Annotated in this window: 15 protein-coding genes and 3 tRNA genes; 12 read left to right on the top strand and 6 right to left on the bottom strand. The window is 44.3% G+C overall.

Annotated elements, in window-relative coordinates:
* Positions 1-11 precede the first annotated feature (11 nt).
* The 6 genes from L4C38_RS15540 to L4C38_RS15565 all read left to right on the top strand — a co-directional run bounded on the left by L4C38_RS15540 (position 12) and on the right by L4C38_RS15565 (position 4,060).
* Positions 12-98, top strand: a tRNA-Leu gene (locus tag L4C38_RS15540).
* 40 nt (positions 99-138) lie between these two features.
* Positions 139-214 (top strand) — tRNA-Gly (locus L4C38_RS15545).
* A gap of 37 nt (positions 215-251) precedes the next feature.
* A tRNA-Cys gene (locus tag L4C38_RS15550) sits at positions 252-325 on the top strand.
* A 231-nt stretch (positions 326-556) separates the two neighbouring features.
* Positions 557-1,855, top strand: a complete 1,299-nt coding sequence (locus tag L4C38_RS15555; protein ID WP_428798470.1) for a PqiA/YebS family transporter subunit — start codon at positions 557-559, stop codon at positions 1,853-1,855.
* A 1-nt stretch (position 1,856) separates the two neighbouring features.
* Entirely contained in the window at positions 1,857-3,506 is a 1,650-nt protein-coding gene (pqiB, locus tag L4C38_RS15560) for an intermembrane transport protein PqiB (protein ID WP_428798471.1), read from the top strand.
* Positions 3,503-4,060 carry a PqiC family protein gene (locus tag L4C38_RS15565; protein ID WP_428798472.1) on the top strand — a complete coding sequence of 186 codons (558 nt, stop codon included), beginning with the start codon at positions 3,503-3,505 and terminating at the stop codon, positions 4,058-4,060. Before pqiB ends, L4C38_RS15565 begins: the two co-directional genes overlap by 4 nt.
* A gap of 62 nt (positions 4,061-4,122) precedes the next feature.
* Here the strand turns inward: L4C38_RS15565 and L4C38_RS15570 are convergent, their stop codons facing one another.
* Positions 4,123-4,560, bottom strand: coding sequence for a DUF4174 domain-containing protein (locus L4C38_RS15570; protein WP_428798473.1), 438 nt, complete (start codon positions 4,558-4,560; stop codon positions 4,123-4,125).
* 193 nt (positions 4,561-4,753) lie between these two features.
* On the opposite strand from L4C38_RS15570, the gene L4C38_RS15575 reads away from it, so the two are divergent.
* Positions 4,754-5,173, top strand: coding sequence for a nitrous oxide-stimulated promoter family protein (locus L4C38_RS15575; protein WP_428798474.1), 420 nt, complete (start codon positions 4,754-4,756; stop codon positions 5,171-5,173).
* Between the two features lie 26 nt (positions 5,174-5,199).
* Here the strand turns inward: L4C38_RS15575 and L4C38_RS15580 are convergent, their stop codons facing one another.
* Positions 5,200-6,360, bottom strand: coding sequence for an MFS transporter (locus L4C38_RS15580; protein WP_428798475.1), 1,161 nt, complete (start codon positions 6,358-6,360; stop codon positions 5,200-5,202).
* Between the two features lie 313 nt (positions 6,361-6,673).
* Positions 6,674-7,108: a thioredoxin TrxC gene (trxC, locus tag L4C38_RS15585; protein WP_428798476.1), complete on the bottom strand. Its 435-nt coding sequence runs from the start codon at positions 7,106-7,108 to the stop codon at positions 6,674-6,676.
* A 133-nt stretch (positions 7,109-7,241) separates the two neighbouring features.
* Here trxC and L4C38_RS15590 point away from each other — a divergent pair, with 133 nt between their 5' ends.
* The 3 genes from L4C38_RS15590 to L4C38_RS15600 all read left to right on the top strand — a co-directional run bounded on the left by L4C38_RS15590 (position 7,242) and on the right by L4C38_RS15600 (position 12,593).
* A complete protein-coding gene (locus L4C38_RS15590; RefSeq protein WP_428798477.1) occupies positions 7,242-8,327 on the top strand; it encodes a ketoacyl-ACP synthase III in 1,086 nt (361 codons plus the stop codon).
* 75 nt (positions 8,328-8,402) lie between these two features.
* Positions 8,403-9,542 (top strand): exonuclease SbcCD subunit D, encoded by a 1,140-nt coding sequence (locus L4C38_RS15595; protein ID WP_428798478.1) that lies wholly within the window; start codon positions 8,403-8,405, stop codon positions 9,540-9,542.
* Between the two features lie 3 nt (positions 9,543-9,545).
* On the top strand, positions 9,546-12,593 hold the full coding sequence (locus L4C38_RS15600; RefSeq protein ID WP_428798479.1) for an AAA family ATPase: 3,048 nt from the start codon (positions 9,546-9,548) through the stop codon (positions 12,591-12,593).
* Between the two features lie 94 nt (positions 12,594-12,687).
* Here L4C38_RS15600 and L4C38_RS15605 read toward each other — a convergent pair whose 3' ends face one another.
* Positions 12,688-13,653, bottom strand: coding sequence for a TDT family transporter (locus L4C38_RS15605; RefSeq protein WP_428798480.1), 966 nt, complete (start codon positions 13,651-13,653; stop codon positions 12,688-12,690).
* Positions 13,654-13,753: 100 nt separating this feature from the next.
* Positions 13,754-15,154, bottom strand: a complete 1,401-nt coding sequence (gene clcA / locus L4C38_RS15610; RefSeq protein ID WP_428798481.1) for a H(+)/Cl(-) exchange transporter ClcA — start codon at positions 15,152-15,154, stop codon at positions 13,754-13,756.
* A gap of 495 nt (positions 15,155-15,649) precedes the next feature.
* Here clcA and L4C38_RS15615 point away from each other — a divergent pair, with 495 nt between their 5' ends.
* A complete protein-coding gene (locus tag L4C38_RS15615) occupies positions 15,650-16,633 on the top strand; it encodes a CobW family GTP-binding protein (RefSeq protein ID WP_428798482.1) in 984 nt (327 codons plus the stop codon).
* Between the two features lie 46 nt (positions 16,634-16,679).
* On the opposite strand, the gene ylqF is transcribed toward L4C38_RS15615, so the two are convergent.
* Complete coding sequence (gene ylqF, locus L4C38_RS15620; protein WP_428798483.1) at positions 16,680-17,624, bottom strand: ribosome biogenesis GTPase YlqF; 945 nt, start codon at positions 17,622-17,624, stop codon at positions 16,680-16,682.
* Between the two features lie 621 nt (positions 17,625-18,245).
* Here ylqF and L4C38_RS15625 point away from each other — a divergent pair.
* Positions 18,246-18,626: a PTS sugar transporter subunit IIB gene (locus L4C38_RS15625; RefSeq protein ID WP_428798484.1), complete on the top strand. Its 381-nt coding sequence runs from the start codon at positions 18,246-18,248 to the stop codon at positions 18,624-18,626.
* Positions 18,627-19,305 lie beyond the last annotated feature (679 nt).

The raw sequence follows: 19,305 nt of genomic DNA on the forward strand, positions 1-19,305 counted from the left end.
ATGATTGCGTTGCCCTGGTGGTGGAATTGGTAGACACAAGGGATTTAAAATCCCTCGGCGTTCGCGCTGTGCCGGTTCAAGTCCGGCCCGGGGCACCATCTAACTTGTTGCTTAATAAAGCAAGAAAGTATAAAAAATGCGACACTAGCTCAGTTGGTAGAGCGCAACCTTGCCAAGGTTGAGGTCATCGGTTCGAACCCGATGTGTCGCTCCATTCTTTACTCAACACGCAGTATTGATTGGTACCTAAAGGCGCCTTGGCAGAGTGGCTATGCAGCGGATTGCAAATCCGTGGACCTCGGTTCGACTCCGGGAGGCGCCTCCATTTTCTATCTCTTCTCTTAGTTACAATCCAAATATAAAAACAATAATCTTATTTTTGTCATCAACCCATCTTACCTTTTAGCACCCCACACCAAGATGCAATGTTCAGCAAATACGCCGTTTATTCTGACTGTCTTTTGAGTTAAAACGACTTGTAGTGCCGAATGCGAAGGTAAATGTTGTCTATCGAACTAAAATTACAGTCGATGGGTTATGAAATGGTGAGAGTGTCGTGCAGACAAATAAAAATCAACAAAGTCAGCTGATAGCATGTGAAGAGTGTGGATTAGTCAGCGAACTTCCGATCCTTCAAGAAGGACAAGCGGGCAAATGCCCGAGATGCATGCACACTCTTTCAAGTGTTAGCATTCAACCGTGTCAAAGAATGATTGCCTATTCGAGCGCATGCTTAGTCATGCTGATTATTAGTTTATCCTTTCCGTTTATGTCCTTTAGTGTCAAAGGGCTCACTCAAGAAATATACCTAATTAATACCGTTGCAATGTTGGAGGCCTTCGAGCAAAGCGCATTAGCGCTATTACTGTTGTTTACAGTGATCGTTCTGCCGGCGATATATTTGGTAGCGATGAGTTGCTTATATTTTCGAATTTGGCGCAAGAACACTATAGTCAAAACTATTCAACCATCTTCTAAGTTAATAATGATCTGCAAATGGCTGTTTAAGGTAGAACCTTGGCTAATGACAGACGTTTTCCTCATTGGTGTGTTGATCAGTTTGATTAAAATTTCGGCCATGGCTGAAATAGGAATGGGCAACTCATTTTGGGCGTTCTGTGTTTACACTATGTTGGTGGTCAAAACGATATCTCTGGTTGACCGATTTTGGATTTGGAATCAACTCGCACCGGTTGCTCCTATCGAGGGCGTTGTTGCTGGGCAAGATCATTTGTCAGGGCATCATATTGGCTGTGATTCATGTCATCAAATTAACAAGGTAAGTGGCGTAAAAAAACAGCGGTGCTTGCGTTGTGGCAGTGTATTAAAGCCTTATGATCTCGATCTGAGTTTACAAAAATCGTGGGCGTATTTATTCGCTGCGATCATTTTCTATTTTCCTGCAAACTTGTACCCAATTATGTATACGGTGAGTTTAGGTAGCGAAGCCCCCTCAACCATCATGGGTGGCGTCATACTGCTTTGGCAATTAGGCTCGTACCCGATAGCGTTGGTGATTTTTATTGCCAGTGTGCTTATTCCGATGGCGAAAATGATCGCATTGGCGTGGATGTACTGGAATGCCAAGCGAGGACATTCCTTGCTGTATGCTCAATCAATAAAGCGTCAAAAGCTGTATCGTCTGACAGAGTTTATCGGCAGGTGGTCAATGATCGACATTTTTGTCGTCGCCATCTTAGTTGCACTGGTTCAATTGCAAAATCTGATGGCGATTACACCAGGACCTGCCTCTTTATCATTTGCGGCTGTGGTTATTCTCACCATGCTTTCCGCGATTTCGTTCGATTCCAGAAGCATCTGGAGTAACGGTAGTGCTCTAAAGGAGTTCAAATAAAATGAGTGAACAAAGCGATATTCGAGCGAATGTAAGTGCTCGCTCGAATCTCTCAGCTATATGGTTAGTTCCATTGGTTGCGCTCGCAATCGGTGTTTGGATGCTGTTTGAGTACATAAGTAGTACCGGACCTGAAGTGACTTTAATCATGTCTGATGCATCAGGTATTGAGGTTGGGAAAACTCAAATAAAATCGCTTAATGTAAAAGTGGGCGTGGTGACTGATGTCAAGCTGGGCAAAGATTATGAGCACATTATCGTTAAAGCTCAAATGGACAAAGATGCGGAGCGTATGCTCCGTGAAGACAGTCTATTTTGGATTGTAGAACCTCGTGTTGGTAAAGAAGGTATTTCTGGTTTGGAAACCTTACTTTCAGGGGCTTATTTACAGTTGCAGCCAGGCAAGTCTGAGGTTCGGAAAACCCGCTTTGATGTGTTGGATATCCCCCCTGTCGCGCCACCTAACGCCGAAGGTATTCGAGTGGTACTTAATCACCCATTAGCAGGGCAGCTCACTGTTGGTGATCCGGTTATATACCAAGGATTTACGGCGGGTCGTGTAGAGAATGTGACGATTGATGTCGATAAACGTATCGCGCAATATCAGTTATTTATCTTTAAACCGTTTGATCAACTCGTGCGTACGGCTAGCCAGTTTTGGCTCAACTCCGGAGTGGATCTCCAGTTAAATGCAGAAGGTTTTAAAGTTAGAATTGATTCGATTGAATCATTGCTCAGTGGTGGGGTTAGCTTTGGCACTCTAGAGAGAGAAAATCCGGGAATTGTAATTGCACAGGATTACCACGAATTCGATTTGTATGATGACCAAAGCGATGCAGAGGAAGGTATTTATCGTCAATCGCTCAAGTTCGTTATCATGTTTTCCGATTCATTACGTGGCCTTAAAGTAGGGGCGCCGGTTGAGTTTAGAGGGCTTAAAATAGGCACAGTCACAAAGGTGCCTTGGAAGAGAGCCAAGCTTGATGATGGTTTTGAAGTTCCGAAGCTAGGTGTTCAGATAAAGTTGGAACCAAGACGAATTTTTGAACATGGTGAGTCAGTGACAAATGAGCAACTGTTGCAGTTGATCAAACAAGAGTTTGCTAACGGTCTGCGCGCCAAACTAAACACTGGTAGCCTGCTAACTGGGGCTCTGTATGTTGAATTGGATTATGTGGAGCCAGATAGCCAATACATTGTTGAAGAAATTGATGACTATACCGTGTTCCCATCAATGCAGAGCGAGTTGGCACAAGTTCAGACTAAGATGATGGAAATCCTCAATAATCTTAGTGAACTACCGTTGGGAGACAGTGTCGCCACCCTCAATCGCTCTCTCGCTGAACTTGAGAACACTTTGATTGCCGCTGAGAAAACAATGAATAGCATACGAACAGTGGTTGAGCGTGATGATACGCAAGCATTACCTGCAGAAATCAAGCAAAGTTTGCGGGAGCTACAACGCACATTGGATAGCTTTAATTCAACGTCGAGCGTCTATCAAAATCTCGACGGTTCATTAGCTGAGTTAGAGAAAACAATGAAAGCATTACAGCCAGTATTGAAGAAAATTGACCAAAAGCCCGATATATTGATCTTTGGAGAAGATAATCGTTCAGATCCAATGCCTGTTAAAGGAACAGCCCAATGAGAAAGTTATTGATTACTTGGTTATTGCTTTTAGCTGGTTGCAGCACTCAAGACCTTAGTCAAACACAGCAATACTTACTGCCAGATTTATATCAAGAGAAAGTAGCGCAGCAAGACGCACCGTTGTTATTGGTTGAAGTGGAGCTGGCATCATATCTCGATGTTAGCGGCATTGTGTATCAATCATCGATGACGCAAGTTGTGCAAGCAAAACAGAACGTCTGGGCAACAGATATAGCTCAACAGCTGGAAGCAAAGGTGATTGAGATCCTTGCAGCAAACCAGAGCAGTTACTGGCCCGTTGTACTCAATTCAGCTTTAGATCTAAGTGAAAGCGATAAGCTTCTTGTACAAGTTGATAAATTTAATGGTAGCTACTCTGGCAATGCGCTGGTTGAAGGGAATTGGATGTTGGTTGATCAGCATGGCATCATTGTAAAAGGTGGAAGCTTCAAGCAGCATATAGCTCTTGACCAAGAAGGGTATCAAGCGCTGGTTATTGCGTTAAATAGTGGTTTAGACGCAGCAATCAAACGGGTCAGCCAATCGTTATAATGCCTAAATTTTTATGTAGGTGATTAACCCTCTATGCTCTATGAACGTCGTTATTGGTCTGGTCAAATAGAGCATGGATCTTTTTTGTTGTTCATTTCTCGCTGCCGTAGTGGCATTTTGTCGATAGTCTGTGTCAACTCGTGCCAATCTGTGAGTTTCCCCCAGCGCATTTTCTCAGTGCCATCTTTACCAATTAAGATGGCAGTGTGCTCACTTGGATTGACGCGATAGAGGCTGAAAAGTGTCGCGAGATCGAATTGCTTTTCTAGCCAATCTGGTCGCGTATAACCATCATGTGTAATAATGATTGTGACGATGTCACGCGACAAAAGGGCACAATCATTTAGTAAGGTATCAAGTTTAAATTGTTCGACATGCTCATCTTGCGTTGGAGCAAAGTATATCACACTGCGGTGAGGCAAAAGCTGTCCGCTATTTGGGTAGCCAACGGCCCATCCAGAAAAGAGTAGCGCGAGAGTTAAAACATAAAAGTGTCGCATAAAACCTACCTACACCATCGAGCAGCATCGAACTTGATCTGTATACGAAAAGTATAGCGTTAAAGCTCAACTCCCCAAGTATGCCTGCTTAATCACGGGCTAATTATGATTTAAGCTCTGTAGAAGAAAGGTTCTAGCCAATAAGCAAGCAATGCTATGATAGAGCGGTTATTGATATACAGTGCACTTACCTATGCCCAATCCAAAACCGTTGAATCCAAAATCCGAAATGTTGTCTGGCGAGCTGTTTAAGGAATATAAAACCGTTGCGTATATGATGGAGATCTATTGTAAGCAGCACCATCAAAGGGTAGGAGAAGAGGCGTTATGCCAACAATGTCTTGAGTTACTCGCGTATGCAGAAGTGCGTTTAGATCGATGTCCGTATGGGCAGAACAAACCCACCTGCAATCGCTGCCCAATTCACTGCTACAAACCCGAGCCTAAAGCAGAGATGAAAGTGGTCATGCGATATTCTGGACCGAGAATGCTATTACCCCATCCAATACTCGCGATTCGCCATTTGATTCATGAAAGACGTCCGGCACCAGATGCCAAACCTGCAGCGAATCAATCAAATCGGCATTTGCGGATAAAAAGTAAGGGAGCATGATGCTCCCTTATTCAATGGAAATATGATTACTCGCCAGCCATAGCTTGGCGTTTGGTTTTGATACTTGCGATCAGCATGTAAAGGCAGGTTGCAATTAGCGCTGCGAATAAATAGCCCAGTAGACCTTGTTCACCCAACATAAAGCTATCGGCCAAAATCGGACCTGCCACTGAGCCAATACTGTAGCTGAATAGCATGACCTGCGTGACCGACACTATGTAGGAAGGGTCTAGTTTGTCACAACCTAAATTGATCGCTACAGGATAAAGCGCAAATGCAGCCATCCCAAGTATAAAGAGACTAACCCCCAATGCATGAATGCCTTCATTAGTCGCTGCAATGCTAATGGCGGCAACACCTAGCATACAGAACATCGCCATTAATAGAGTGCGACCAAGATACTTTGATAGTAATGGTACTATCGGTTGCACGGCCATACCGCCAAGAATGATCAGCGCCATTAGGCTACCTAAATTTTCATTAGAAATGCCACGGTTGTGAAGCTCTAATGGCATTAATCCGTAAATGGAACCCAGTGTCAGACCCGAGACAATACAACCAATGATTGCAGCATGGTTAAGCTTGCTGATCTGTTTAAGTGACAATGAGCTACTTTGACCTTCTTCTGGTTGGTCAGTACGTCCAAACATAAGTACTAAAATTGCCAATGTTAGTAGCGCAAAGATCGCCATAAATGGAATTGTGCCAGTTATACCGAGAAAGCCGATACCTAACTGACCAAGCGAGCTACCACCATATAGTGAACCCATGTACAGACCGAGTCGTTTTGCACGCGCGCTTTCGTCTCCGTGAAGTAACCAAGACTCTACAATAACGAATACACCCGCCACAGCCACACCTGCAATAAAGCGTGAAACCAGCCAAGCAGATGAATACACCACAGTCGGTAAAACAACGATAGTGGCGATAAACGCAATCAAGCAGCAAATAAAGGCGTGACGATGACCAACTTTGTTCACGATTGGCTCGAATATCATTGCACCAGTTAATAGACCGGCATAAAACACACTGGCAAGCCAACTCGCTAGCGAACTTTCCAAACCATAGTGTGGAAGCATTAGCGGGATCAAGCTCATTAAGTAGCCAGAAGCAACCGCATATAGAGCAAGCGCAATCACAGGGACTGAAATGCGAGCTTTTTGGGCAGTAGCAAGAGTGTTTTCCAATGTCGTAGCCTCTAGGAATAAGTGAAGGAACAGGTAATTTATGGGCGCGACTATGGGGATTTTTTAAACAGCGGTAAAATGAAATGTTTTGCTCTTTACGACAAGAAAAATTTATGAAAGTGAAGCGTGTATATTTATATTTAAAAAGTCGAAAATTCATGCAAATTTCCGACTTTAACTGCATATAACCAAGAAACTTGAAGATGCAGGTAGGCGGCAAGTAAGAAAGCCCCATGAGCATAGGTGAACTATGTGATTGGGGCGCACGAGCACAGCCAACACCGCTGCAACTTCAAGTATGACGGGTATAAAACTATTTATTGATAGCTTCTATTAACCATTGTGAAAACTGACTTTTTGGTAGTGCGCCGTTAATAACGTCGACTCTTTTCCCGTCTTTGAAGACCATGATGGTTGGAATGCTTCGAATCTGATGTTGAGCGGCTAGATTTTGTTGAGCTTCTGTGTCAATTTTTACAAAACGAATCCTTCCAGAATGCTCTTCAGCCACTTGCTCAAAAATTGACGCGAAACCGACACACGGATTGCACCACGGAGCCCAGAAATCGACCACAACAGGTTGCTCACTTTTTAGTAAAGTGGTGAAATTTAATTCTGTTCCTTCAATCGGTTTTCCATCCAGCAGTGGATGCTGGCACTTTCCACAAACAGGGCTTTCAGAGACACGCTCGTTTGGCACGCGGTTGATACCTTGGCAAGAAGGACAACGAGTGTTGAATGTTGACATGACTTTCTCTCTTATTGGTTTTGGTTTTCTTCACCCAGTCACAGTAATTGAAAACACAGATTTACAGTGACTTGAGCCTCATTCGCTATAGTTATACTATCGACGATAAAATAAGAAAACATAAAGGCTACGAATGACCAATTCTTACGCAGAAATTACTGGTTGGGGTAAGTGCCTGCCACCCGCGACACTCTCTAACGATGATCTCAGTACAATTATCGAAACATCAGATGAATGGATCCGAACTCGAACCGGCATCGAAAACCGCCGAATTAGCCATGTCGAAACTTCGGATATGGCAACCGTCGCTGCCCAGCACGCTATTGCTTGCGCTGGTATTACTGCTCAAGATATTGATGTCATTATTGTCGCAACGTGCTCACCTGACTCGTTAATCCCTAATACTGCATCAAAAGTGTCGCAAAACTTGGCTATTCAAGGTTCCGCAGCTTTTGATCTCAATGCAGCATGTACTGGCTTTGTTTATGGCTTGGAAACTGCCACTCGACTTATTCAGGCGGGTAACTACAAGCATGCACTAGTGATTGGCGCCGAGCGCCTTTCCTTTTATATCGACTGGACGCAACGCGACACCGCGGTATTATTTGGTGATGGCGCAGGTGCAGTGGTCATGAGTAAGACTGATCATCCAGTTGGTTTACAGCACGCTCAGTTGGGCTGTGATTCGCAAGGTCGTGATATTTTGGCGGTACCAAAGTTTGGTACATCAATGGATCGATTTGCCGCAGATAATGGCTATTGGGATTTCAAGTTCGTTGGTAAAGAAATTTTCAAACGAGCAGTAAAAGGCATGGGAGCCGCAGCGCAGAATGTGTTGGCTCGCAGCCAACTTTCTACCGAGCAAGTTGATGTGGTGATCCCACACCAAGCGAATCTGCGCATTATCCAGACACTATGTGACCTTTCTGGTATCAGCCAAGATAAAGCATTTATCAATATCCAGCATTACGGTAATACTTCTGCCGCCACGGTACCTATTGCGTTGTGTGAAGCTTTAGAGCAAGGAAAAGTTAAACCAGGTGATAACCTGTTATTAGCCGCTTTTGGTGCTGGCTTAACTTGGGGCGCTGGGCATATAAAATGGGGCGAACGTGTAACGGCGCTTGAGAAAAGTGATGCACAATTAGTCGAGTGTCATAGCAGCGCACTTGAACTGCTAGAAAATGCGATTAAGCAATGTAAAAACAAGCCAGCCTAGATAGTTACTCTTTCACTAGAGTGTTAATATTGCGCCTTAGAAGACAATAATTCAGTCAGCAACGCTAGGGCGCAAATGAAGTTCCTCCATACCTCCGATTGGCACTTAGGCCGACAATTTCATAATGTATCACTGCTGGATGATCAGCAGGCGGTACTTGAGCAACTTATTTCTTACTTAGAAAGTAACCCTGTTGACGCACTGGTTATTGCCGGTGACGTTTACGATCGCAGCGTGCCCCCAACAGCGGCGATTGAGCTGATGAACCATTTTGTTGAGAAAGTCTGTGGCGAGCTGTCGATACCAGTGATCATCATTCCCGGAAATCATGATGGAGCGCAGCGCCTCGGCTTTGCCGCTAGCCAAATGAAATCTTCTGGTTTGCACATCATTGCCAATTTTGACGACATGCTACTGCCCGTCGTGATCGACAGTGATATTGGTGAGGTTGCCTTCTATGGCATGCCTTACAATGACCCTGAATTGGTGCGTCATTACACCAAACAGCCCGTAAAGGATCACGACCAGGCGCATCAATTACTAGTTGAAAAAATAGCTGCTCAGTTCAAGCCACAACAAAAAACAGTACTCCTTAGCCATTGCTTTGTGGATGGTGCAATTGAATCAGATTCAGAGCGCCCGCTATCCATTGGTGGATCTGATCGCGTAAGCCATGAGCATTTCGTTGAGTTTGACTATGTTGCGTTAGGCCACCTACATCAACCTCAAAGAAAAGGTGAAGAATATATCCGCTATTCTGGCTCACTAATGAAATACAGCTTTTCAGAGCAACACCAAGCCAAAGGTATGACATTGGTTGAGTTGGATGAAGCGGGTTTCAAATCGGCAACGCATATTCCGTTAACCGCTCCCCACCAAATGCGCATTATTGAAGGCGAACTGGCAACCTTGCTTGAGCAAGGTGCAACCGATCCAAATAATCACGATTACATTCTCGCAAGGTTGATGGATAAACACGCCATTCTCGACCCAATGGAAAAGCTGCGTAAAGTCTACCCAAATGTGCTGCATTTAGAAAAGCCAGGAATGCTTATGGGTGTAGATCAACAAATGGGCAAGGCGCGTTTGGCGCGTGGTGAGTTAGATATGTTTAGAGACTTTTTCCTTGAAGCAAAACATGAGCCGCTTAATTCGAAACAAGAACTCGCGGTGAGTGAGATCATCACCAAGTTAACTCGTCAGCAGGAGGCTTGATCGATGACGCCATTAAAACTCACCATTCAAGCTTTCGGCCCGTTTGCTAGCCAACAAATCATCGACTTTACATTACTTGGTCAAGCGCCACTGTTTCTCATCAATGGACCCACTGGATCGGGTAAAAGCTCGATACTCGATGCCGTCTGTTTCGCGCTTTATGGTGAAACTACGGGTAGTGAACGAACAGGCGAACAGATGCGCTGCGATCATGCTGGCGCGGATTTGCCGACAGAAGTGATTTTTGAGTTTAGCCTAGGTGCAAAGAAATACCGCGTTGAACGTTCACCGAATCAGATGCTACCGAAAAAACGTGGTGATGGTCTAACCAAAAAAGATCATACAGCGGTACTGTTTCAAATCGAAGGTGATGATGAACAGTTGCTGGCAAACAAACCTATGCCAGTAGGCAAGGCAATGAGTGAATTGATTGGTTTGGATGTGAAGCAATTTCGCCAAGTGATGGTATTGCCGCAAGGCAAATTCCGTGAGTTGTTGATTGCCAATTCTAAAGAGCGAGAGCAGATTTTTGGCCAGCTCTTCCAAACGCACGTTTATGTGGCGATAGAAAGAGCGTTGTTTGAAAAGGCCGCTCATATTCGCCGTGCAAAAGATGAGTTCGACAATCAGATTAAAGGCGCTTTGGATGTTGCAGGTGTCGCTAGCGAAGAAGAATTGCACAGCCAAATTGAACAGGTTCAACCAGAACTTATTGCGGGTAATAATAACCTTGGCGAGGCTCGTCAAGTTTTAGACAATGCGCAAGCTCAGCACAAAGCGGCGGGTGATCTACAATCCAAGTTTTTAAAACGAGATCAATTGGTGGCTCAGCGTAATGAGCATCTCACTAAACAAGCGCAAATGGATGAGTTGAGCGCAACACGGAAACGAGCGCAACTAGCCGATTCGATTCGTCTGCCTCACAATCAATGGATTCAATCTCAGCAGAAGCATAATCAGCTGACTGATGGCGCGAGCCAAATTACGCAGCAACTTGCTTCTATTAGTGCTCGTTTTTCAAAAGCACAGCTTGAAAATGATAAAGCCAACACAGAGGCACAAGCTGCCCCTCAATTGACGCAAAAATTGTATGGGTTACATGAAGTAGCGAAACGCCTACTGCAGCGTGACCAAGAACAGGCTAATTTACAGCGCGCACAGCAATCACAAACGCAATTAGAGCAAGCGCAAATTGAATCGTCGAAGCAGCAGTTGTTGCTGGAAGAGGGCTACAAGTCTCAGCAGTTGTTACTGCAACAAGCGCGAGATAATCAAGCAGCGCTACCGGCTAAGCAAGCGCAACTTAAGCAGTATCAAAGCCAGATAAGCCACTATCAAGAATTATCGAAAACCTTGCTTGCAGCAGAGCAATTTCGCGCTATTTACCAAACCAAATTGGTTGCGTTTGAACAAGCCAAATCAGCCTACGAGCAGGCGAAACAATTTGCGGATCAGCAAGAGTATTACTGGCACAGCTCGCAAGCAGCACAACTCGCGAAGACATTACAACTCGGTGAGCCTTGCCCTGTATGTGGTAGCAAAGAACACCCACAGCCTGCAGGTTTTAGCCAACAGGAGATCACCAAAGCGCAAGTGGATGAGGCACGCGTTCACCAGCAGCGTTGTTTAACCGCTCAAGAGACCACCAATCAAGCGATGCAAGCTGCTTATACGGACGTTGCTAAAGTAGAGCAAGCGGTGAAAGGTTGGCAAGCCCAATTGGGGGACAATTCTGAGCCTGAGCACCTAGTGCAGTCTCAAGCTAACCAATTGGAGCGAGAAATCGCTCAGATCAATCCAAATGCCGTAAAACAACAAGAGCAGCAATTGCAACTTACCGAACAAAGCTTGCTGCACATAAAACAGCAGAGTGATCGGCTCAACAGCCAGCTAATTGAAGCTAAGCAGTTGGTGGCAAAAGTCAGCGGCACCCTTGGCAGTTTATTGCAAAATCTCTCGGTTGAAGAACAAGATAGTGCTCACGTGAGTGCGTCTATAGCCAACTTGGATCGCCAGATAAAGCAATTGCAGCAAGCAGAGCAAACAGCCAAACGCAATTTGGAAAATACACATACGCAGTATGTGACGATTCAAACGCAGCAGCAAGAGAACGACAAGCAGCTTAAAGAGGCGTTAGCTGCGCTGGAGTTGAATCAGAATGAGTGGCTTCAAGCGCTGAAAACCAGCCAGTTTGATGATGAGAAAGCCTATTTGGATGCACGAATTGAGCCAGTTAAGGTTGAACAAATTGAGCAACAATTAGCACAGTTCTCCCAACAAACATCAACACTTAATGGCGCTATAGACACCTTAGAGCAAGATCTCGCGGGGTTAGAGCTGCCAAATCTGGCAACGCTTGTTGAACGATTGGAAGCGGCGAAAGTTGAACATCAAACACGTTTAGATATATGTAGTAAGTTACAGTCTCAGCTAGATAATCTGCATAAAGTTGCTGCCATTCTGACGCAGTTGCATCAGCAAAACCAAGCGTTAGAAGCAGAATACCAAGTGATTGGAACCTTGAGTGATATCGCGAATGGTAGAACTGGCGCGAAAGTGAGTTTGCATCGATTCGTCCTTGGTGTGCTGCTAGATGATGTATTGATTCAAGCATCGCAGCGATTGCGTGTGATGAGTAAAGGACGTTATGAACTGCGCCGTAAGGAAGAACGAGCCAAAGGTCACGCTGGTTCAGGGTTAGATTTGATGGTAGAGGATAGCTATTCAGGAAAGTTGCGCGATGTAGCGACATTATCCGGTGGTGAGTCATTTATGGCAGCCTTATCCCTAGCCTTAGGTCTATCTGACGTGGTTCAATCATACAGCGGTGGGATTCGACTAGATACACTGTTTATTGATGAAGGCTTCGGTAGTTTGGACCCTGAATCTCTCGATCTTGCGATTCAAACCTTAGTCGACCTCCAGCAAGGGGGAAGAACGATTGGTTTGATTTCACATGTCAGCGAATTGAAAGAGCAGATGCCATTGAGAATTGATGTTCAGGCAGACCGCTCAGGCAGCCAAATTTGTTTACAAGGATTAGCGATATAGTTTGGTTAGTGTGGCAAGCGCAATAGTGATATTAGCCACACTGCCAATGCGAACTATTCGATCGCAAAGTAACCATGAATTGCAGAAAGACGCTTTAGTACTTATTAGCTGGGTTGAAAATACCGTTTGGCCAATACATTTTTGTATAGCCGAACGAGACCCAAAGCACCAGAATAGTTGCGACAGACAGTTCAAAAAAGCCAAAGTTATGTAGCCAGTGCCAATGAGGGTGATATTGCTCAAAAAAGTCGGTTAGGCGATGCATAGCTATCGCACTGATCACCGAAGGGAAGGTGACAGCGGCGATGGAAGGCTGAAATTTCGAACGCATTAAGCGGAAGTAACATAGATAAATCATCAAAGTCATGGTGATGGCAATACCAGCTAACGCTCCAGTTAAGATTGGATCGGGCTGTTTAAAATTGACTAAATACGTAGCCAGCGTCAGGTTAATCGGCGCCGCCATAATTGCCAAAGTCGGGCGCGCACGTCTTGGTAGCATGCCTTCAAAAACTAAACGGTACAGAACCAGAGGTAGCATAAAGAAATAAATCGTAATGCAGATGTTAACTAAGGTTTCTGAGAACAAAGTGTGCCCGAATTGCGTGCCAGCGAGTGAGCTGCTGATCAATCCCACCGGATATAAAAACCAACTGGGAACAATATTCGATATTTTAAAATTGGACAGCTGAAAAGTAAAAAACAGCACCATCATAGTGATGTGCAGCCAGACAGCGACAAACCAAATAGGGTAGGCAATCATGGGGGAGATCACTGCCAAATAGTCACACAGAATCAACAACGCCATGCTCATTGGTGCCAGCAAGCTACCGCTTAATGGATGGCGTAAGTCGGCGATGAAAATATTAGGATTAAGTAGGTATTTTATCAGCACAGGGGCGAGTAATAATGCCCCCAGTCCAGCTAAATAGGGGCGGATCAACTCGCCTACGTCAGGTACATATAGCGCCCATGCGTGACCAAGACCAATGATGCCAAGTGCTAGCGCGGCTTGCGATGGTGGTACGCCCTGAAATTGTGTCAGCCTTCTTAAGCCCAAGCCGAACTCCTAATAATTAAATCCATTAAATACAAAGCTTATCCGTAAGCTCCGAGAAGTCGCGCGAATGATATCAAGCTACATTCGGTTGTGGCAATTATCAATTAGTATCGCGTGGCAGGTCTTCTTGCCTTAATTTTTCATTCTTAATGGTGCGACGCAGAAGCTGGCTGTAAATCGGCTGTCCTCCCAGTAACTGGGCAAAAATAACGGCACCTAAACTGGTGATGATCAATGGTAGGATCAGGTAATAATTGTTGGTCATTTCGATCACCAACAAAATACCAGTGATAGGTGCGCGTACTGTACCCGCAAATAGTGCGCCCATTCCGGCGATAGCAAACATACCCGGCGTGATGGGTAGTTCTGGGAATAACTGCTGAGCAATGAGACCAAAGGCGTAACCAAATAAGGTGCCTAACGCCAGCATTGGCGCAAAAATGCCACCTGGTGCCCCTGAAGCAAAACAGAGCAAAGTGGTAAATATTCTACCAACGAAAAGCAGTAATAAGAACGCCGCGCCATAGTCACCATTGGTAATGTTAGGGATCAACCAAATGCCACCACCAGTTAGCTCAGGGATATAGAGCAACATTAAGCCAAAGCAGCCACCAATCATAGAGCCAATAAACAAATAGCGTTTGCGGTCGTTTCTATGTAAGCGGGTAAACAGATCTTGAGCGAGCGTGACAAGGCGGTTAAACACCACGCCGAAAATGCCAAACAGTGCCCCCAAAACCAAAAATAGCCATAAGGCTGACAGCTCCGGCGGCTGATATTGCGGCATGGTAATAACGGCGTCTTGACCATTGATATAGCGAAATACAATATTGGCGGAAACAGCGGAGATGATTACTGCTTTAATCGAAATCAGTGAATATCTAAATTGTGGCCGCATCTCTTCAACGACAAACATGATGCCCGCCAGCGGGGCATTGAATGCAGCCGCAAGACCGCCAGCCGCGCCAGAGGCAAGCAATGAATGTCTTGCGTCATTATCTTTTACGCGGAAAATATCCGTAACCATGCGACCAATCGCACCACCCATTTGTACCGTCGGACCTTCACGTCCAAGCACCATGCCTGAACCTAGGGCACCCATGCCGCCGAAGAACTTAACAGGTAACACTCGCCACCAACGTACAGGACGAATACCATCCATCGCGCCTTCAATTTCAGGGATGCCGGAACCAGCGGCTTCGGGGGCAAAGCGATGAACCAAGTAATAACCAATGAACGCAAGACCTGCACTAATAACAAACGCCGCTAGCCATAGTGGAACTGAACTACCAATCTCTGATTTTAACCACTCAGTACGAGTCTCAGAAACGAACTCAACGGCGTGTTCGAAATAGGTACCGACATAGCCCGCGAGAATGCCGACAAGTAACGACATAAAAAGAACTGAGAGTGGAGTCTTATCCTTAGAGAGAAACTGATTGATAGCATCTTTAGGCATTTTAGCGAGCAAAGATTGCTTAATTTTCTCTCTATTGGTCATTTGGGTCATCACCTCTGCGGATGCGGCTGTTTAGCCAGTGTTTGTGAAAGGAGTCACAATTATACGCTACTATAGGTATAACTATAGCGCCAAGAATGAAATGTTGAATTCCATTATTGGCATTTTTATGAGTCAGGCATAAATGTGAATAGTTGCGTATTCGTGAGAATAAATAACTGGATATTATTTAAAAAAACTTGCGCTTTCACTGTAATGAGCCATATTTAAAACGTAAGGCAATTTGAGATAACTCGGATGGAGGAATGCAGGCCTTACCTACAATTTGGATGGATTCAACAAAGTCATTTCTAAAGCCTCGTTTTTTATCGGAATGCATCAATAGACATTCTGATTCGCAAACTCACGATTGAGTAACGAGGGGAAAAGGCGCACTTTATCAGTGCGCCTTTTTGTCGTTTATTCAATTGTAAATCCATGCTGCTCGCTCTCTCATTTGGCGATATACTCCCAACATAATAAGTTTGGAGAATAACAATGACATCAAAAGTACCAACCAGCATCATCACTGGCTTTTTAGGTGTAGGTAAAACCACCACTATTTTAAATTTGCTCAAGAATAAACCTGAGAATGAAAACTGGGCTGTGCTGGTGAATGAGTTTGGGGAAATTGGTATTGATGGCGCGTTAATGACTGATCAAGGGGCTTTAATTAAAGAAGTACCCGGCGGGTGCATGTGCTGTACGGCAGACGTACCTATGTCGGTAGGTATTAACGCATTGCTTCGTCAAAAGCCAGATCGCTTGATCATCGAACCGACGGGGTTGGGGCATCCTAAACAAGTTGTCGCGACGCTAACCTCTGAGCAGTATGAGAAATACGTTGAGCTAAAAGCAACCATCGCGCTGGTGGATCCTCGTAACCTATCCATTCAAAAGTATACATCTAATCAAAATTTTAACGATCAGCTTGATAGCGCCGATGTGGTGATTGGTAACAAAGTGGATCTTTGTCATTCGTCTGACGTTGATGCCTTCGAGCGTTGGGTCGCTGTGCAGAAGCCAGCAAAAATATTTACTCAGTTAGTAACAAACGGTGATTTGCCGTTGGAGATACTCGACATTGAACGAGTGCAGGGCAGTGCTTCAAGCCATATCGAACATCACCATCACCAACACGCGAGTTTAGAGCCACAATTTGAGTTGCCACCAGGTCAACCATTTATAAGACGGGAAAACAAAGGTCAGGGCTATTTTAGCTGTGGTTGGCTATTTGGGGCTGAGTATGAATTTGATTTTGATGCGCTGTTTTCAATGCTGTCAGCGCTCACCGCTGAGCGAGTCAAAGCTGTGATCAACACGGACCAAGGTTGTTATGCATTCAATGTAGCTGGTGGGATTGTGTCAGTAAATCAAATGGGCTTAACAGGGTTTGAATCGAGAATTGAAGTGATTGATTCTCAGCCGTTGCCTTGGGATCAACTTGAACAAGTGCTGGTTGAGTTGGCTGGTGAAAATTAATAAAGGGGACGCTATGTCCCCTTTATTACAAATACTGAAGTATTAACTAGCGTTTGTTCTTTAAGTAACGCTTGCGTCGTTCTTCTTTGCGTTTCGCTTTTTCTTCTGCACGTCGAGTGGCTTCAATTTCGACTTGAACAAGTTCTTCTGTGATCATCTCTGGGCGCTCAAGCGTGATCTGACCTAGTGTGCCTCCACGAAGCTCATGCAAGAGGATTTCAGAAACTTTATGTAGGTCAACACGTCCACCAGAGCGCAGAGCTCCGCGGCGACGCCCAATCTCTTCCATGATATCGATATCAGTCTCTGGCAAATCTTCGATTTGGTAGCGCTCTTTTAGGCGCTCAGGGTAAGCTTGTGCTAAGTATTCTACCGTGTAGAAAGCCACTTCATCGTATTCCATCGCGGTATCTTTAACTGCACCTGTTGCTGCAAGTCGGAAACCACTGTGAGGGTTTTCAACCTTAGGCCACAATATTCCCGGTGTGTCAGAAAGTACAATGCCATTTTGTAAGTTGATACGCTGCTGGCGACGTGTAACAGCAGGTTGGTTACCCGTTATTGCAATAGTGCGACCGGCGAGTGAATTGATAATAGTCGATTTACCCACATTCGGAATACCCATGATCATGGTGCGAATGTTTTTACCGATCTCTTCACGGTGTGGGGCGATTTTTCTGCACAGTTCTAGAATTTGTTGCACTTCTTGTGGCTGAGATGTCGTGATGGCGATTGCCTTTACGTGACTCTCTTTCTCAAGGTGTTCAATCCATAGTTGAGTCATCTTCGGATCAGCAAGATCTCGCTTGTTGAGCACTTTTACTACGGGCTTTTCACCACGCAGTTCAGAAATCATCGGGTTTTCACTGCTGAACGGAATCCGAGCATCGAGCACTTCAATAATCACGTCAATTTGAGGAATCGCTTCAGCAATTTCCTTCTGCGCTTTATGCATGTGCCCCGGATACCATTGGATCGAATTGTTAACCATTTGAAATGTAGCCTTTTTATTATTCAAAGTGCGTGAATTTTTTCAATAGGGTACCAAATGGGGTACCAGAAATGTGCACTGTGCTTTTAAATTGGTTTGAGCTTAGGTGTTGACGAATTAGACGCCGCTTACCCAGCTTAAAATTATGCGGTTAGTTTACCATTTTTTTTTGTGTGAGTTAGTTCTAATTCCCTCGAGAGAAAGGCGAGATTAAGTTTGCCATAAGTAATGAACGGTTTGACTTCGATATCGTTCCAATTTTAAAGAGAAGAGATAAGCCAGCAAAAGGAATTCACCATCGCTTTTTTACTAAGGATGCTTTAAGCAGGCAATACGGGGTAGTGGATCTATTTTTGCCTTGGTTGCGAGAATGAGTCTTTCACTATGAATGGAATAGTTGCGTGTTTTGCATCACGTCGCATCTTACGATGTTTAATTTGCCAGAACCTGACCTGTATTATTTGACCCTAGTGAACAACAACAGTAATTATTGCTTGAGGTATCTCCAACAATTTAACTCACGACATCATAATCATACAAAGAATCGGTACCTTAAAGGCAAATATCATAGTCAACTTGTTGCGTTGGCTGCCCATTTCTATGATTCAAGAGTTCTTATGTATGAGCATTTTTTTTGATAACAATTTACTTAATAACATAAATGGTAGGAAAATTATTTCTATAGTTTGTTCTGGAGGTATGACGTCAAGCATGTTGGCGCAACGGATGCAGAAACACATTGATGAGCAGAAGCTACCGTATTACGTTATGTTCTCAGGGATCGAGTCATTGGGCGATACTGATTTTCTCAGTTTATATTCAAACATGATTAAAGTGGTTTATGTTGCGCCTCAGGTTCATCATCAATATGAATTTGCCAAAGAATCTATGGCTCCTTTTAAAGTCCCAGTGTTTAAAATTGATGGAAGGGTTTTTGGTACGATGAATTATAAATTAATGGTTAGCGACGCACTTGCTTGCATCGAGCAAGCGACGGTCTAACTCATTACCTTTTTGGTTTATCGTATCTGTTTTTTTGCTCCCGCAAGGACACATACCCTAAAAAAATCAACTGGTTATACATACATAACTTTCAGTTTGGCACATTGATTCATGCTATATAGAAAAAATCTGCATTTTGGGGTGCATACTGAAGGTGGTAGCACGTAAGTTACTGTTAATTGTCATGAAAACGAGGTAGGGTTAACTCCATTAAGATATTAGATAGAATAAAATTGGATTTAAATACAGAATTTTTCTGTCTAATAACTGTTATATAGTGACGGAAGTAGCAATGTAGGGTGTAAGCTGTGTGTCTCAAAGCTTAATTAGCAGCGAAGTCGTTGTTTAATAGAACAAATTAGGCTGAGTGCAGGCAATCCTCATGCTACCCTTAAAGCTAAGTTTGTCTGCTTAATACGCTGGCGATTAAAGACAGAACAAACGGAGCTTTAAGGTAAGGCATTTCCCTTCACCTCTGCATCGATTTTTGTCTGTTTACGATGATTCAGTGCGTGTGAATGAGGAGTCCAAGGATATCCATGGGCTTTGGTCACATATATAACAAGACGTTTAAATGCGACTCACAACGCGTGGCATTTTCACAGTGCGTTGATTTTAGTGATTAAGGTGTTTGCAGTTGCATTGTTATTGCGTTGTTCACGCTTTAACTTTTCGTTAT

Origin of the sequence: Vibrio kasasachensis, assembly GCF_050337565.1 — a bacterium.
GTDB lineage: Bacteria > Pseudomonadota > Gammaproteobacteria > Enterobacterales > Vibrionaceae > Vibrio > Vibrio kasasachensis.

Coding starts and splice junctions, on each gene's coding strand:
- trxC (WP_428798476.1), bottom strand. CDS start 7,108: ATGTCAACATTCAACACTCGTTGTCCTTCTTGCCAAGGTATCAACCGC.
- L4C38_RS15600 (WP_428798479.1), top strand. CDS start 9,546: ATGACGCCATTAAAACTCACCATTCAAGCTTTCGGCCCGTTTGCTAGC.
- L4C38_RS15565 (WP_428798472.1), top strand. CDS start 3,503: ATGAGAAAGTTATTGATTACTTGGTTATTGCTTTTAGCTGGTTGCAGC.
- L4C38_RS15570 (WP_428798473.1), bottom strand. CDS start 4,560: ATGCGACACTTTTATGTTTTAACTCTCGCGCTACTCTTTTCTGGATGG.
- pqiB (WP_428798471.1), top strand. CDS start 1,857: ATGAGTGAACAAAGCGATATTCGAGCGAATGTAAGTGCTCGCTCGAAT.
- L4C38_RS15625 (WP_428798484.1), top strand. CDS start 18,246: ATGAGCATTTTTTTTGATAACAATTTACTTAATAACATAAATGGTAGG.
- L4C38_RS15615 (WP_428798482.1), top strand. CDS start 15,650: ATGACATCAAAAGTACCAACCAGCATCATCACTGGCTTTTTAGGTGTA.
- L4C38_RS15595 (WP_428798478.1), top strand. CDS start 8,403: ATGAAGTTCCTCCATACCTCCGATTGGCACTTAGGCCGACAATTTCAT.
- L4C38_RS15590 (WP_428798477.1), top strand. CDS start 7,242: ATGACCAATTCTTACGCAGAAATTACTGGTTGGGGTAAGTGCCTGCCA.
- clcA (WP_428798481.1), bottom strand. CDS start 15,154: ATGACCAATAGAGAGAAAATTAAGCAATCTTTGCTCGCTAAAATGCCT.
- L4C38_RS15575 (WP_428798474.1), top strand. CDS start 4,754: ATGCCCAATCCAAAACCGTTGAATCCAAAATCCGAAATGTTGTCTGGC.
- ylqF (WP_428798483.1), bottom strand. CDS start 17,624: ATGGTTAACAATTCGATCCAATGGTATCCGGGGCACATGCATAAAGCG.